The sequence below is a fragment of the Streptomyces olindensis genome (assembly GCF_040645895.1).
Taxonomy (GTDB): Bacteria; Actinomycetota; Actinomycetes; order Streptomycetales; family Streptomycetaceae; genus Streptomyces; species Streptomyces olindensis.
Genome location: NZ_JBEYZD010000004.1, coordinates 24,288 through 39,282, shown reverse-complemented (window position 1 = coordinate 39,282; position 14,995 = coordinate 24,288). Strand labels below are relative to the sequence as shown.

Here is a 14,995-nt window from a genome sequence, read left to right as displayed (position 1 = left end):
GTATCCGCGGCGCCGTCGTGGCTTGTCGCGCCCCGCGGCGGAGCCGCATATCGATGCAGCCCCGCGCCCCTTCGGGGCGCTGTTCACGCCAGCCACACCTTGTCGAAGCGCGCCCAGTCGAGGGTGTTGGCCGGGGCCTTGGTCTCGACTCCCCTGACCTTGCGGGACGTGCCCAGGATCCAGTCGGCGAAGCCCCAGATCAGGAAGCCGCCCTCGGCGTACAGGCGGCGCTGCATCCGCTCGTAGACGGCGGCCCGCTCGGTCTTGTCGCGGGTGGACTGGGCCTGCTGGTAGAGGGCGTCGAAGTCCTTGTGCCGCCACTGGGTGGCGTTGGTGGTGGAGTCGGTGAGGAGGCGCTGGGAGATGTGGGCCTCGATGGGCATGGCGCCGGAGCGGTAGCAGCACAGGGTGCCGCCGTCGAGGATGTCGCTCCAGTAGGAGTCCTTGCTGCCCGTCTTCACGTCGATGGTGACGCCCGCTCCGGCGGCCTGGTCGCGGAAGATGCTCGCGGCCTCGGTGAAGCCGGCGGCGACGGCCGAGGTGTCCAGGGTGACCTTCAGCTTCTCGGCACCGGCCTGCTTGAGCAGGGCGCGGGCGCGGTCGAGGTCCTGCTCGCGCTGGGGCAGTCCGGCGGCGTAGTACTCGTAGCCCTTGCCGAACAGGTCGTTGCCGACCTCGCCCGCGCCGGAGAGGGCGCCGTCGACGAGTTCCCTGCGGTCGGCGATGAGGAAGAACGCCTCGCGGACGCGCTTGTCGTCGAAGGGCGGCCGGTCGGTCTTCATGCAGAACGCCTGCATGGCGCTGTTGCGCAGCCGCACGATCTCGATCTGGCCCCGGCCCTCGTGGGCCCGGGCGGTGGTGGGGTTGAGCTCGTGGGCGTACTCGACCTGGCCCGCGAGGAGGGCGTTGACCCGCGCGGACTCCTCGTTGGCGACGACGAACTCGATCTCGTCGAGGTGCGGGGCGCCGTCCCAGTAGTCCTCGTGGCGGCGGAAGACGGCGGAGCGGCCGGGTGTGAAGGACACGAACCGGAAGGGGCCGGAGCCGATCGGCTTCCTGTCGAAGTCGCCCGCGTGCTCGGGGACGATGTACGCGCCGAACGCGGCCAGGATGTTGGGGAATTCGGCCGTGGGGCGCTTGAGGACGAACTCGAAGGTCCGCTCGCCCCGGGCGCGGCTGGCGTCGAGGTCGATGGGTTCCAGGGAGGCCTTGGCGCGGAACGCCTGCTTCGGGTCGGCGATGCGGCGGTAGCTGTGCAGGACGTCCTGGGCGGTGACCGGCTTGCCGTCGTGGAAGGTGGCCTCGCGCAGGGTGACCTGCCAGCGGTCGAGGGTCTTGTTGGACTGCCACTTCTCGGCGAGGCGGGGCTGGGCGGAGAGGTCGGCGCCGTAGTCGGCGAGCTTGTCGTAGAGGGCCTTGGCGCGGGCGACGTCGGCGAACAGGTTGGCCAGGTGCGGGTCGAGGGTCTCGCTGGCGCCGCCGCCGGCGAAGGCGGCGCGCAGGCGTCCGCCGCGCCGGGGCGTTCCGCCGCCGCCGCTGTCGGCCTGGTCGTCGGTGCCGCCGCCGCAGCCGGCGAGGGCGAGGGCGGCGGCACCGGTGGTGGCGGCGAGGAAGCCGCGGCGGCGCAGGCCGGGGAAGCGTTCGCCGGGCAGGCGTTCGTCGTTCATGGCTGGTCCTTCGGGTCAGTGGGTGAGCGTTCGCGCGACGAGGTGCAGCCGGTCCGCGTCGGTCCTGCGGCCGGGCACCTCGCCCTCGGTCCAGGGGGGTTCGGTGCGGGGGCCGGGGCCGTCGTGGAGTTCCAGCACCTCGAATCCGTGCGCGGCGAGGAGGTGCCGCAGTTCCTGCGGGAAGAGCAGCCGCCAGGCGGAGTGCTGGGTGACGGGCGGTGATCCGTCGTCGGTGGTCCAGACGCGGGTGCGGCGCAGCAGCTGGGCCGTGCGGTCCACCGTCAGCGTGGTGGTGGACCGGTGAGCCGTGCCCTGCCAGGTGAACTCGTTGACCGCGGGCCGGTCGAGCAGGTCGGTCCGGCCGAGGAAGTAGGCGCCGTTGCGCATCTCCGCGACGAGCAGGCCGCCCGGGGCGAGGGCCTTGCGGCAGGAGGTGAGGAAGCCGTCGAGCTGGTCGTTGGTGTGGCAGTACAGCAGGGAGCTGTCCAGGCAGACGACGGCGTCGAACGTGCCGAGGTCGAAGCCGTGCAGGTCGGCCCGGACGTACTCGGGGCCGGGATGCCGGGTGCGGGCGTGGGCGAGCATCGCCTCGGAGAGGTCGGCGCCGGTCACCGTCCGCCCGGCCCGGTGCAGCGCGGCGGCGTCCCGGCCGGTGCCGCAGCCCATGTCCAGCACGCGCGGCCCGGCCCCGTGCCGGCGCAGGCAGTCCTCCGTCCAGCGGGCGGCCAGCCGTTCGGCGTCGGGGAAGCGGGCCTCGTACAGCGCCGGGTTGTCGGTGAGGAGGTTGCCGCTGCTCGCGGATCGCCCGTCGGAGCCGCTGGTCACGCCTTGGCCGCTGCTCGTGGCTCGCCCCTCGGAGCCGCTGGTCACGCCTTGCTCCTCTCCCCCGCCGGGGCGGGGAGGTCCGGGGCCGTGCTCGCGGGCAAGGCGTGGAGCCGGTGCAGCCAGGCCACGCCGAGCGCGGAGACGAGGCCCAGGCAGGCGCAGCACACCCAGGGCAGCCACGCGGCGCCCTGCCCACCGGTGTCCATGGCCCAGCCGACGGCGGTGTTGCCGAGGGCCGCGGCGACGCCGGAGACGACGTAGAAGATCCCGAAGTACGTGCCGGTCAGCTCGGGGCGGCCGAAGCCGGGGATCAGCTCCATCACGAACGGCTGGGCGATCATGACGCCGACGTAGAGCAGCAGGGCGCCGGCCAGGACGGGCACGATGCCCGGCAGGAAGGCCGGCGGCAGGAAGGCCAGCCCCGTCACCGCCAGGCCGGTGGCGATCCAGCGTCCCCTGCTGCCACGGGACTTCAGGCTCCGCGTGATCCGAAGCTGCAGCACCAGGTTGGCCACCGTGCCGACGAGGAAGACGATGCCCGCCGCCCCGTCCCAGCCGGTGGCTTCCCGCGCCCCGGCCGGCAGCAGCAGGTACAGCTGGTTCTCCAGGGTGAACATGCCGACCATGGCGAGCGCGAAGGCCAGGAACGCCCGGTTGCCGAGCACCTCCCGCCAGTCGCCGAGGACACTGCCGCCGCTGGGTTCGGCCCTGCGCGCGGGCAGGACGAGGGCCTGCGCGACGGTGAGCACCGCGAAGATGCCGGCCGCGGTCAGCGCGGAGGTGCGGAAGTCGACGAGGAGCAGCACGCTGCCCAGCAGCGGCCCGACGAGTGCGCCGGTCGTGGCGAAGACGTTGAACAGCGCGAACGCCTCCGCCCTGCGCTCCCCCGCCTCCTGCGCGAGGTACGCCCGCACGGCCGGGTTGAACAGGGCCCCGGCGACGCCGCTGAGCACGGAGGCTGCGAGCAGCACGGCCAGCCCGTCGCCGAGCGCGAACAGCGCGAAGCCGAGGGTGCGCAGGGCGCAGCCGGCGATGATGATGCCGCGGGCGCCGAGCCGGTCGGAGGCGGAGCCGCCGATGATGAACAGGCCCTGCTGGCTGAGGTTGCGGACGCCGAGGACGATGCCGACGACCGCCGCCGACAGGCCGAGGTTCTCGGTGAGGTGGGTGGCGAGGTAGGGGATGAGCAGGTAGAAGCCGGTGTTGACGCCGAGCTGGTTCACCAGCAGCAGCCGTACGGCGAGCGGGAAGCGCTTCATCTCATGCCACGTCCGCACGCGCCGCCACCTCCTCGACGCCCAGTCCGGGAAGGCCGCTCGCCCGTACGACGCCGTCGGCGCCGCCGATGCCGGTCCACGGGTCGTGGGCGAGCAGCAGGTGCCCGTCGAGGTCGGCCCAGCGGGCCCGGTCGGCCAGGTGCACGGCGGGCGCGAGCCCGAGGGTGCTGGCGGTGAGGCAGCCGAGCATCAGCGCGGTGCCGCTGCCCTCGACCGCCTCGGCGATGCGCAGGGCGGCGTGCGCCCCGCCGCACTTGGCGAGTTTGACGTTGACGCCGTGGACGCGTCCGGCGAGGCGGCGGACGTCCTCCAGGCCGACGGCGTCCTCGTCGGCGATGACGGGCAGCGGCGCGCGCTGCGCGAGGGCGGCCAGGGCCTCCGGATCGCCCGGGGCGAGGGGCTGCTCGACGGCCTCCACCCCGAGGTCGGCGAAGCGTGGCAGCAGGGCGTCGGCCTGCGCCACGGACCAGGCTCCGTTGGGGTCGAGGAGCAGCCGTGCCCGCGGGGCGGCGTCGCGGATGACGCGGACGCGCTCGATGTCGTCCTCGGGGTCGGGGGCGCCCGCCTTGACCTTGACGATCTCGAAGCCGCGCGCGGCGAGGCGGCGGGCCTCCGCCGCGGCGTGGGCCGGGGCGGTGATGCCGATGGTGCGGGCGGTCGCGGCGACGGGGGTCGCGTCGGTGCCGAGGAGCCGGTGCACGGGGACGCCCGCGCGCTTGCCGGCGAGGTCCAGCAGGGCCGACTCGACGGCGGCGGTGACCATGGGCGGCGCGTCGTCGGGGAACAACTCCCCGGCCCGCAGGGCCTCCAGGGCGCTCTCCGGGTCGGCGAAACGGCTCAGGTCCACGGCCGTGAGGAGCCGGACCAGTGTCTCGGTGCCGAGCCCGTAGTACACGCTGGTGACGGCCTCGCCGTGACCGCGCAGTCCGTCGTGCTCGACGGTCAGCCACACGGCGTCGCGTGCGGCCATGGTGGAACGGGAGATGCGCAGCGGCTCGGCGAGGGCGAGGCGTACGGTGCGCAGGCTGGACTTCACGGGCTCTCTTTCCGGAGGGCGGGGGCGGCGAGCGGGTCGCTGACGCGGGTGCAGCGGACCCAGCCGGCGGCCTCCGCCGCGTAGGGGTGCGGGATCTCGACGGGCCGGGTGGCGGCGGTGGCGGGGTCGAGGCCGTGGGCGGTGGTGAACTCCTCGTCGTAGACCGTGCCGAGGTAGCGGTGCGGTCCGTCGGGGAAGACGGTGGCGACGACCGCCCCGGGGTGGACGCGGGCGGCCCAGGCGGCGACCCGGGCGGCGGCGCCGGTGCTCCAGCCGCCGCTGACGAAGGCGCCCCGGGCCAGCCGGCGGCAGCTGTCGACGGCCTCGGCGGGGCCGACCCAGTGCACCTCGTCGAAGGCGTCGTAGGCGACGTTGCGCGGGTGGATGCTGCTGCCGAGGCCGCGCATCAGCCGGGGCCGGGCGGGCTGGCCGAAGATGGTGGAGCCGGTGGCGTCGACGCCGATGAGCCGCAGGGCGGGCCAGTGCCGGCGCAGCGGGCCGATGACGCCGGCGCTGTGGCCGCCGGTGCCGACGCTGCACACCAGGATGTCGAGGTGGTCGAGCTGCACGGCGAGTTCGGCGGCCAGGGAGGCGTAGCCGGCGGTGTTGTCGGGGTTGTTGTACTGGTCGGGCCAGTAGGCGCCGGGCAGTTCGGCGAGCAGGTCGCGCAGCAGGGCGAGGCGTGCGGCCTGCCAGCCGCCGGGCTCGGCCGGGCGGTCGGCGATCTCCAGCCGCACGCCGTGGGAGCGCAGCAACTGCCGCATGGACGGCTCCAGTTCCCGGTCGCCGACCAGCACGATCGGATGTCCGAGGGCCTGTCCGGCGAAGGCGAGTCCGATGCCGAGGGTGCCGGAGGTGGACTCCACGACCGGGGCGCCGGGCAGCAGTTCGCCGCGCTCGCGGGCGCCGAGCAGCATCGACACGGCGGCCCGTGCCTTCATGCCGCCTGCCGCGAGCCCTTCGAGCTTGGCCCAGAAGCCGGGGTGGGGGCCGGGCAGGTCGGCGGTGATGCGGGCCAGTGGGGTGCGGCCGAGCAGGGAGAGCAGTTCCCGGCGTGCTTCCGGCCGGAGCGCCGTCGTGGTCATCGGCCGCCTCCCGGACAGGAGCCGCGGTAGCGGTGGACGACACCGGGGCCGCCGTCGAGCCAGAAGAACGGGTACGGCTCCGCGCACACCGCGCTCACCCCGTGGCCGAGGAGGCGGGGCAGCACGGCGCTGCCGGTCTGGGCGAACATCACGAGCTGCTTGCCGTGGGCCAGGGCGTGCCGTCGCAGCGGTTCGAAGGTGCCGTTGCCCAGGGTCATGCCGGAGACGAGCAGCGCGTCGCACCCGTCGGCCGCGGTGAGCGCGTCGGTGACCACCGGCTCGTCCCACTCGGTCGCGCCGCCCTTGAGGTCGCAGGGGACGTAGCGCAGGCCGCGGGAACGCAGCGCTTCCAGCAGGGAGTTGACGACGCCCACCACGAGCACGGTGGCGCCGGGCGGCAGGTCGAGCAGGGCGACGACGGCCTCGGCCCGGGCCCGGGACTTCTCCAGCGACGACCCGGCGGGCAGCGGCACGGGCGCGGCCCCCTGGTCCGGGGTGTGCGGCAGGACGTGCATCAGGTAGGCGTCGAGGGCGGCCACGCGCACCGGCGGCAGCGGGTGCTCCAGCAGTCGGGCCACGTCGGCGCCGACGCACTCCTCGACCGCGCTGTCCGGCAGTGCCCCGGGCTCGACCGCGCAGGAGCCGACGGCTTCGGCGAGGCGGAGGCTGAGGACCTCGTTGCGGTAGCCGGTGCCGCGCCCGGCGTGCCGGACGGCCTGCCGGGTGGTGAAGGCGACGGAGACGCGCAGGGTGGCCGGGTCGGGTCCGAGGGCCCCGTCGCGCACCCGCGCCACGAGGTCGTCGTAGGACGTGCCGGTGACGGCGGTGGTCATCGGATCACCAGTCCCGAGCGCAGTTCGTCCAGCAGGGATTCGACGCGGGCGCGGGCCCCGAGTCCGTCGGCGTCGCCGGCCATGACGTGCCCCAGGTACTCGTTGTTGCTGCCGGCCGCCTTCACCGTCCTGCCGGGCTCGGCGAGTTGCACCTCCAGCACCCCGGGCCGGTCGGCGGTCCCGCTGCCGTCCAGCGCTTCGAGGGTGCCCGAGGCGTCCGGCACCAGGAAGCCGATGGCGGCGCTGCGCAGCCCGGTGTCGGTGTGCCGCAGGTCGGGTGCGCGGCCCAGGGCGACGTCGACGAAGGCGGCGGCCAGGTCGATGCCGGTGACGTGGCGTATGAGCTCGGTGATGCGGTTCCCGGCGGGCCGGGGGTTGACCTCGACCACGCGCGGTCCGGCGGAGGTCAGCTTGATCTCCGTGTGCGCCACGACCCCGTCGGTCAGGCCGAGGGCCTTGAGCGCGGCCAGGGCGGTCTGTTCGGCGGCGTCGGTGTCGGCCGGTGCCAGGGCGGCCGGGAACATGTGCCCGGTCTCGACGAAGGCGGGTGCCCCGCCGACGCTCTTGTCGGTCACGCCGACCACCTGGACCGCGCCCGCGTGCGACACCGTCTCGACGCTCACCTCGGGCCCGTCGAGCAGTTCTTCGAGCAGCACCACAGGCGTGCGCCGCTGTCCTCGGGCGTTGACCGGGAAGTCGGCCAGGGCCCGGCAGGCGGCGGCGAGGGCGGCCTCGTCGTCGACCCGGCGCACGTACATGCCCGCGCACAGGTCGACGGGCTTGACGACCAGCGGATAGCCGATCTCCCGTGCCGCTCGGGCGATGTCGGTCCACTCCTCGCGCACGGCGAAGCGCGGGCCCGGGACTCCGGCGTCGTCGAGGAGGCGGCGGGTGGCGTCCTTGCGGCAGGCGTTCTCGACCGCCTCCGGACCGGGGCCGGGCAGGCCGAGACGGCCCGCGATCCGGGCCACCGCCGGCAGGTAGTAGTCGCAGGACGTGACGACCCCGTCGAAGCCGAACACCTCGTGCAGCCGCTCGACCTCGGGCAGCAGTGCCTCGATGTCGTTGGTGTCGGCGGTGATGACATGGCGGGCGCCGAGCAGCGGATGGGCCGTCCCCTCGGGTGCCGAGCGCAGGTAGTGATGCAGGTCGCGGGTGAGGAAGGTGAACGTGTGCCCGTTCTCCCGGATCGCCCGCGGCAGCAGTCTGCTCATGGCGCCGACCCAGCTCTCGACCACCAACAGATGAGCCACAACTCCCCCTTTTCCACGATGAGTTCGAGGCGTGCGGGCAGCCCGGCGAGCCCTCCGGGGGGAGGGCGCCGGGTGTTGCCGCCGGAGACGCTATCGATAATCATTTTCATTGTCACCTGGTTGGGCGAAGATCTTCCGGAGAACCCCTTGACCCGTCCCGCACGCCGCACGGCACTGCTGTGCGCCCTCACGGCCGCCACCGCGCTGCTCCCGGCCGCCCCCGTCCGGGCGGCGGAGCCGCCCTCCACCCTGCGCTTCGGCGCCTGCCCGGACTCCGTCCCCCGGCCGGCCGCTCCGGAGCGCGTGGAGTGCGGGCGGCTCACCGTGCCGCTGGACTGGCGGCACCCCCGAGGCCCGCGCATCGAGGTGGCGGTATCCCGGGTCCGCGCCTCGGGCACGCCCGCCGAACGGCGCGGCATCCTGCTGGTCAACCCGGGCGGCCCGGGCGGCTCCGGACTCCCCTACGCGGTCACCAAGCGGGCGAAACTCCCCGAGAGCGTGCGGCGCGCCTACGACGTGATCGGCTTCGACCCGCGCGGTACCGGACGGAGCACCCCCGTCACCTGCGGCCCGATGGGCGGCCTCTTCGACAGCCCGGGCGGCGACCCGGTCCCGGTGGGGCCCGCGGCGGAGCGGACGTACCTGAGGTCCCTGCGGGCCATGGCCGACGACTGCGCCGCGCACGCGGGCCGCCTGCTGCCGCACCTGTCGACCGAGCAGACGGCGTACGACATGGACGCGATACGCGCCGCCCTCGGCGAACCGAAAACGAGCTTCCTCGGCGTCTCCTACGGCACCTACCTGGGCGCCGCCTACACGGCCCTATTCCCGCACCGCGTGGGCCGGATGGTGCTGGACAGCGTCGTCGGCCCCTGGGACTGGTACGACTTCGACGTCCTGCAGAGCCGGGCGCTGCTGCGTCAGCGTGACACCTTCTTCGCCTGGGCCGCCGGGCACTTCGGGCTGGGCGGGACACCGGCCGAGGTGCGCGCGTCCTACCTGCGCGTGCGCCGGGGGCTCGCCGCACGGCCGGTGGCCGGTTTCGGACCGGCGGAGTTCGACCGGGCCGTGTACCGCGCCCTGGGCCGCACCGAGCGGTGGGCGGGCCTGGCCGCCGGGCTGCGCGCCTATCTGACCGACGGCGGCGTCGACGCGCTGCGCCCGGCCGCCCCCTTCGACGGCCCGGACTCCCGCACGTACGAGGCGGCCAACCGCGTCGTCAAGTGCGCCGACGGGCCGGGCCCCACCCCCCGTGACATCGTCGCGGACATCCGCCGCACCCGCCGTGCCGACCCGCAGCCGGTGCTGACCGGCATGGAGGCGAGCACCTGCGCCTACTGGCACCACCGGCCCGCGCACCGCAACCCGCTCGGCAGCCCCGCCGCACCGCCGGTCCTCCTGGTCGCCTCCGCGCACGACCCCGTGACGCCGGTCGAGGGAGCCCGCTCCCTGCAGCGGCTGCTCCCCGGCTCACGCCTGGTCACCCTCGACGACGACTACTCCCACGGCGTGTTCGCGAGCCGCGGCGACGCGTGCGTGGACAGCACCGCGGCGGCCTACCTGGTGGACGGGACGGTGCCCGCGGCGAACGTGCGCTGCCAGGGCCGCGGCCTCCCGGCGCCGAAGTGACCCCGGGGGCTCACGCCTCCTTCCACACCAGCACGGTCAGCACGGCGCTCGCGACGGTGACCGGGACGCCGGCCTGGTTCAGCAGCCGCACGCGCATGCTGCGCCCCGACGCTATGCGCTTCGTCATGGGCAGGACGGCGAAGGTGCCGCCGCCGGTCCCCACGATCTCGTGGATCGGGTGGTCCGCGCGGTGCTGGTCGCCCTGGTACTCCGACATGCGCGCCTGGACGACAGCGCCCGCCGGCAGCCCGTCGAGGTGGAGGCTGACGGTCCCGCTGAAACGGGCCGGTCCCCGGGCGAAGACGCTCCCGCCGGTGGCGTGATCGCCGGTCTCGTCGCTCCACTCGGTGGCGAACTCCACCGAGTCCCAGGCGCCCGGCGGGAGTTGGTACCGCCCGGCGACACCGAGGTTGACGTACTGGGGCATGGGGTCCTCTCCTTCCCACAGGCCCGCCGGGAGGGCCAGGGCGTCGGCCACGTCACGGCGGAAGCCGGCCATGTCGAACCCGCGCGGGTCGACCTTCCAGTCGCTCCATTCCAGGTGGCCGATCGCGCTCTTGTGGCCCCAGCCGTGCGCGCGGCAGACCGCGGCGGTGGCCTTGACCATGGCGAGGTACTGGGCGGGCGGCCAGGGGTCCCTGCCGTCGCCCTTGTTCTCGCACTCCCAGCCGTAGAAGCGGGCGTTGCCGTCGACCGCGCCGCCCGAGCCGTCGTGCTCGTGCGTCGGGGGCGGGTAGGCGCCGTACGACTCGCCGATGACGGCGTTCAGCACGTCGCCGTCGCCGCCGCCGGCGTGGTTGGCGCGGCCGTTGCCCGTCAGGTGGACGACGCCGTCCTTGGTGATGCAGCCGGTGGCGAGCGGTCCGGGCAGGGCGCTGTGGCCGTGGTAGATGAGCCCGACGACGTCCGTGCCGGGCCCGGTGACGGTGTGGTGGATCATCACGCCGTGGACGGGCCCCCAAGGCCCTTTGTGATTACGGTTGTTGGTGCGCCAGCCACTGACCTCGTGAACGGCGCAGCCCTCGGCCTTCAACGCGGCGACGAGCCGGGCGGCGGTGAGCGGTGTGGCCATGCGTCGGTCCTCCGTTTCGGCGCGCTCGTGCCGGGGTGAAGACAGCGGTCGCAACTGCGGAGCCTGCCTGGCGGATCGTTTCGCCCGAATGTGCCGCGTGCGCCGCGCCAGGCCCCCACCATTCTCGCGCCGCTCGCCCCGTCGCTCACCTCGCCGTACACCACGTCCGCAAATTCGGCGGGATTACGACGCTGCCGCATCAGGGGGACGGCCTTGGTCCGGGCCCGCCCGCGGGTACCGGCGCGGTCCGGGCCCGCTCGTGGGTTACGGGCCCGGCCGAGGCCGGGCGGCCGGGCGCCTCAGTCCAGGTTCTTCTCCAGGACCTTCAGATAGGCGTCGATGAAGTGGTCCCGGACACCGTCGCCGGCGGGTGCGAAGAGGTCGGCGGTCATCCCGCTCACCCGGTCGGCCAGCCCGCCGATCAGGGGCATGGACTCGCGGATCCGGCCGTGGGAGTCGATGTACCGCAGGGCGCTGACGTGCGTGTAGAAGGGCTCCGGCGGGAGCTGCGGCACCACGTCGTTGTTGTTGACGAAGCGGTACATGCGGTTCTTGTAGCCCTTGTCGTACGCGGCGGCCAGCGTGGGGTCGCAGGTGCGGGGCTGGCCGAAGGTGTAGACACCGTCCGCCGCCAGCCGCGGCTCCTCCAGGTACATCCGCGCCCCGGCGAGCATCGCCAGCGCCCCGCCGAGGCTGTGCCCGGTGAACCACACGCTCTGGCCGTTGGTGCGCCACTCGTCGAGCGTGGCCAGGACGTCCGGGTAGATCGAGTCCAGCGCCTCGGCGAAGCCGTGGTGGACGTACCCGGTGCCGTCCGGACCGCGCCGCGGCGGCGCCGTGCCGTCGGTCAGCCAGTCCTTGATCTGCGCGGGTTCCGTGCCACGGAACGCCGTGATGATCATGTGGTCGCTGGCCAGCGTGTACGCCTGCGTGTCCTGGAGCGGGAACGGCGGCGTGAAACGCGTCTCGTGGTGACGCACGCTGCCGAAGCCCCACTTGTTCGCCTGCTGCTCGATGGTGGACCGGTCCTTGTACGCCAGCGCGCACGCCAGGGCGAGACAGTAGGCGTGCCGCAGGTTGTAGCCGGAGACGCGGTGGTCGAGGGTGACGGGAGCGGTCACGAGTTCCCTTTCGGCGGTGGAGTCGGACGGGCCCGCCCCGAGGGCCGGGCACCGGGTCCCGTCGTACCGACCGGCCCGTGACGCCCCCGGGTCCGACACGCCTCGCGGACGGCGCCCCGGGCGGAATTCATCCGTACGGGCAGAGCCGCCGCTGCACGTTGCCGTGCCGCCCGCCTGGCGCCTGTGCGTCCGGACCGCACTGGACAGCCGGCGAGCCGCATATTTAGACTTCACATCTACACTTAGACAGAAAATCCAATTCCTGGTGCCCGCGCGCCGGCGCTGTCCGACCATGCCAATGAAAGGGCGGAGAACATGGACGTCCCCCTGTGAACAGTCCCGTGAGCACCACGAGCCCAGCCACCGCACGGACCTTGGCCGACCCGGACACCCCGTTCGCCGTCGTCGACGTCCACCGGACCCTGCGCAACATCGCCCGCCTGCGGGACAGGGCCGACCGCCTCGGGGTCACCCTGCGCCCGCACGTCAAGACGGCCAAGAGCCTCGACGTCGCCGCCCTCCTCCACGAGGGCACGCCGCCCTGCCCGGTCACCGTCTCCACCCTCGCCGAGGCCGAGGCGTTCGCCGACGGCGGCTACACCGACATCACGTACGCCGTCGGCATCGCCCCGCAGAAGCTCCCCCGTGTGATCGCGCTGCTGCGCCGCGGTGTGCGCCTGCGCGTCCTGCTGGACAGCGTCGAGCAGGCCGTGTCCGTCGCGGAAGCCGCCCACGGGGCCGGTCTGCCTCTCCCCGCCCAGATCGAGATCGACTGCGACGGCCACCGGGGCGGCCTCGAGCCCGACGCGCCCCGACTCACCGAGATCGGCAGGGTGCTGCACGAGGCGGGCTGTCTGGACGGCGTCCTGACCCACGCGGGCGAGTCCTACTTCGCGCACACCGCCGATGACCAGCTCCTGGCGGCGCGGAACGAACGCGACGCCGCCGTGACCGCGGCCGAACGCCTGCGCACGGCCGGCCTCCCCGTTCACACCGTCAGCGTCGGCTCGACCCCCACCGCCCACGCCGCCGAGGACCTCACCGGAGTCACCGAACTGCGCGCCGGCAACTACGTCTTCTTCGATCTGGTGATGGCCGGCCTCGGCGTCTGCGGCCTCGACGACCTCGCCCTGTCCGTCGTCGTGACCGTCATCGGCCACCGGCCCGAACACGGGTGGGTCCTCACCGACGGCGGCTGGATGGCCATGTCCCGCGACCGCGGCACCGCCGCCCAGCCGCAGGACCAGGGCTACGGCCTGGTCACCGACCTGGACGGCACCCTCGTCCCCGGCCTGGTCATGACGGCGGCCAGCCAGGAGCACGGCACTCTCACCGCCCGCGACGGCGCCCGCCTGCCCGACCTGCCGGTGGGCACCCGCCTGCGCGTCCTGCCCAACCACGCCTGCGCCACCGCGGCCCAGCACCACGGCTACCACGTCATCGACAGCGGCCGGACAGCCGGCTCCGCCCCCGCGATCCAGGCGTACTGGCCCCGCGTCACCGGCTGGTGAGCCGGGTGGCTGTGTCCGCGGCCGCCTCAGGTGCCGTTCACGGCGGTGAGCAGTTCCCCGCGGGTGGGGCCGGGTTCGGCGTAGCGGGGTTCACCGGCGGCCAGTTCGACGGCCCTCTCCGCCAGTCCGGGCTTCACCAGCGCCTCCTGCGGGCCGGCGAGCCCCGGGCGATGTCACGGGCCACGTCCTGGTCGTCGAACGGATCGTCGGCGGCGGTGAGGACGAGACCGGGCGCGCTCGTCCCGGCGAGGCCGGCGCCCCAGTCCGCGTACGGGTTGGGCAGCGCCGAGCGGTACAGCCCGAGGATGGCCCGCCCCATCGGCTCGTCGAACCGCTCGTGCATCGCCCGCGCGTGAGCCGGTGTCTGCCAGATCCGGGCGACGTCGTGCCAGACGTAGTCGGGATGGAGGATGCTCGCGCAGTCGGCGATCCAGCTGCGCAACGGCACGTCGTAGGCCGTGGCGATGCGGTAGACCGGCAGGGCGCCCCAGTCGTGTCCCACCAGATCGACCGGGCCCGGGAGTCGGCGGAGCTCGTAGGCCAGTCACTCGGCGTCGTCGTCCTTGCCGGCACCGAGGGCCGCCGGCGCCGGTTCGCCGAATCCGGGCAGCCGCAGGGCGACGCTGTCGGTTCCCGGGGCGAGATGGTCCCGGAGTTCCTGCCGGCCCCGGGGCGGTCAGCGCTTCACCAGGTCCAGGATCAGGGCGGCGATGTCCTCGGGGGCCTCCTCGGCCATGAAGTGGCCCGCCTCGGTGGTGAAGTGCCGGAGGTCGGTGGCCCACGGCCGCCAGACGGCGGCCGCGTCGAAGCCCAGCTGCCGGCCCCAGTCCTGCTGGACGACCGTCACCGGCATGCTGAGGCGGTTGCCGGCGTCCAGGTCGGCCTGGTCGTGTGCGATGTCGACGGTCGCGGTGGCCCGGTAGTCGGCGACGATCGACGCGACGGCGCCCCGGCAGGCGCGCAGGTACTCGGCACGTACGTCCGGCGGGATCGCGTCGGAGCCGGTGGACCAGACGTCGAGGAAGTGGCCGAAGAACGCGTCGGCGCTGCGGGAGATCAGCTGCTCGGGCAGGCCGGGCGGCTGGGCCATCAGGTAGAGGTGGAAGCCCACCGCCGCGTGGACGCCGCGCAGGACGTTCCAGGTGTCCAGGGTGGGCACAATGTCCAGGATTCCCAGGTGGGTGATCCGGTCCGGGTGGTCCAGGCCCGCCCGGAAGGCGACGTGCGCGCCACGGTCGTGTCCGACCAGCGCGAACCGGTCGAACCCGAGTGCGTCGGCCAGGCGGACGATGTCCGCGGCCATCGTCCGCTTCGCGTAGGTGTCCTCGCCGACCGGGTCCGGCTTGCTGCTGGCGCCGTAGCCGCGCAGGTCGGGGCAGACCACGGTGTGGTGCGCGGCCAGGGCGGGGGCGACGTGCCGCCACATCAGGTGGGTCTGGGGGAAGCCGTGGAGCAGCACGAGTGCCGGTCCTTCCCCGCCGACCGCCGCGTTCAGCTCGATGCCGTCGGCCACCCCGATCGACCTGGTGGTGAACCCCGGAAGGGTGATGCCCATCGTCGTCTCCTTCTTCGAACGTCGTGCGCCACTGCCGTTCACCCGTGGCCGGATGAACGAGAGGAGGATCGGGCAGCCGGGTCAGCAGCGGATCAGCGGCGGCGTTCCGGAGCGGGCGCCGGACGACAATG

13 protein-coding genes are annotated in these 14,995 nt (G+C 73.9%); 2 read left to right on the top strand and 11 right to left on the bottom strand.

Annotated features, from left to right (window positions below; all coding sequences use genetic code 11):
• Positions 1 to 83 precede the first annotated feature (83 nt).
• The 7 genes from ABZ948_RS03295 to ABZ948_RS03265 are packed head-to-tail and all read right to left on the bottom strand — an operon-like array spanning position 84 to position 7,976.
• Complete coding sequence (locus ABZ948_RS03295; RefSeq protein ID WP_359756775.1) at positions 84 to 1,667, bottom strand: ABC transporter substrate-binding protein; 1,584 nt, start codon at positions 1,665 to 1,667, stop codon at positions 84 to 86.
• Positions 1,668 to 1,682: 15 nt separating this feature from the next.
• A complete protein-coding gene (locus ABZ948_RS03290; RefSeq protein WP_359756995.1) occupies positions 1,683 to 2,492 on the bottom strand; it encodes a class I SAM-dependent DNA methyltransferase in 810 nt (269 codons plus the stop codon).
• A gap of 41 nt (positions 2,493 to 2,533) precedes the next feature.
• Entirely contained in the window at positions 2,534 to 3,769 is a 1,236-nt protein-coding gene (locus ABZ948_RS03285) for an MFS transporter (RefSeq protein WP_359756773.1), read from the bottom strand.
• Complete coding sequence (locus tag ABZ948_RS03280; protein ID WP_359756771.1) at positions 3,753 to 4,805, bottom strand: mandelate racemase/muconate lactonizing enzyme family protein; 1,053 nt, start codon at positions 4,803 to 4,805, stop codon at positions 3,753 to 3,755. The genes ABZ948_RS03285 and ABZ948_RS03280 overlap by 17 nt, the downstream gene beginning before the upstream one ends.
• Positions 4,802 to 5,890: a PLP-dependent cysteine synthase family protein gene (locus tag ABZ948_RS03275; protein ID WP_359756769.1), complete on the bottom strand. Its 1,089-nt coding sequence runs from the start codon at positions 5,888 to 5,890 to the stop codon at positions 4,802 to 4,804. Before ABZ948_RS03275 ends, ABZ948_RS03280 begins: the two co-directional genes overlap by 4 nt.
• A complete protein-coding gene (locus ABZ948_RS03270; protein ID WP_359756767.1) occupies positions 5,887 to 6,723 on the bottom strand; it encodes a Rossmann-like domain-containing protein in 837 nt (278 codons plus the stop codon). The genes ABZ948_RS03275 and ABZ948_RS03270 overlap by 4 nt, the downstream gene beginning before the upstream one ends.
• Positions 6,720 to 7,976, bottom strand: coding sequence for an ATP-grasp domain-containing protein (locus tag ABZ948_RS03265; RefSeq protein ID WP_359756765.1), 1,257 nt, complete (start codon positions 7,974 to 7,976; stop codon positions 6,720 to 6,722). Before ABZ948_RS03265 ends, ABZ948_RS03270 begins: the two co-directional genes overlap by 4 nt.
• Before the next feature lie 147 nt (positions 7,977 to 8,123).
• On the opposite strand from ABZ948_RS03265, the gene ABZ948_RS03260 reads away from it, so the two are divergent.
• Entirely contained in the window at positions 8,124 to 9,605 is a 1,482-nt protein-coding gene (locus tag ABZ948_RS03260; RefSeq protein WP_359756763.1) for an alpha/beta hydrolase, read from the top strand.
• A gap of 10 nt (positions 9,606 to 9,615) precedes the next feature.
• Here ABZ948_RS03260 and ABZ948_RS03255 read toward each other — a convergent pair whose 3' ends face one another.
• Positions 9,616 to 10,677 (bottom strand): peptidoglycan recognition protein family protein, encoded by a 1,062-nt coding sequence (locus ABZ948_RS03255; protein ID WP_359756761.1) that lies wholly within the window; start codon positions 10,675 to 10,677, stop codon positions 9,616 to 9,618.
• 299 nt (positions 10,678 to 10,976) lie between these two features.
• Positions 10,977 to 11,798, bottom strand: coding sequence for a lipase family protein (locus ABZ948_RS03250; protein ID WP_359756760.1), 822 nt, complete (start codon positions 11,796 to 11,798; stop codon positions 10,977 to 10,979).
• A 341-nt stretch (positions 11,799 to 12,139) separates the two neighbouring features.
• Between ABZ948_RS03250 and ABZ948_RS03245 the strand changes: the two genes are divergently transcribed.
• Complete coding sequence (locus tag ABZ948_RS03245; protein WP_359756759.1) at positions 12,140 to 13,309, top strand: DSD1 family PLP-dependent enzyme; 1,170 nt, start codon at positions 12,140 to 12,142, stop codon at positions 13,307 to 13,309.
• Between the two features lie 133 nt (positions 13,310 to 13,442).
• On the opposite strand, the gene ABZ948_RS03240 is transcribed toward ABZ948_RS03245, so the two are convergent.
• Positions 13,443 to 13,811, bottom strand: coding sequence for a hypothetical protein (locus tag ABZ948_RS03240; RefSeq protein ID WP_359756757.1), 369 nt, complete (start codon positions 13,809 to 13,811; stop codon positions 13,443 to 13,445).
• Between the two features lie 174 nt (positions 13,812 to 13,985).
• Positions 13,986 to 14,864: an alpha/beta fold hydrolase gene (locus ABZ948_RS03235; RefSeq protein ID WP_359756756.1), complete on the bottom strand. Its 879-nt coding sequence runs from the start codon at positions 14,862 to 14,864 to the stop codon at positions 13,986 to 13,988.
• Positions 14,865 to 14,995 lie beyond the last annotated feature (131 nt).

Bases quoted from the DNA above. Each gene is read 5' to 3' on its own strand.
- ABZ948_RS03295 (WP_359756775.1), bottom strand. From the start codon at position 1,667: ATGAACGACGAACGCCTGCCCGGCGAACGCTTCCCCGGCCTGCGCCGC.
- ABZ948_RS03275 (WP_359756769.1), bottom strand. From the start codon at position 5,890: ATGACCACGACGGCGCTCCGGCCGGAAGCACGCCGGGAACTGCTCTCC.
- ABZ948_RS03270 (WP_359756767.1), bottom strand. From the start codon at position 6,723: ATGACCACCGCCGTCACCGGCACGTCCTACGACGACCTCGTGGCGCGG.
- ABZ948_RS03255 (WP_359756761.1), bottom strand. From the start codon at position 10,677: ATGGCCACACCGCTCACCGCCGCCCGGCTCGTCGCCGCGTTGAAGGCC.
- ABZ948_RS03235 (WP_359756756.1), bottom strand. From the start codon at position 14,864: ATGGGCATCACCCTTCCGGGGTTCACCACCAGGTCGATCGGGGTGGCC.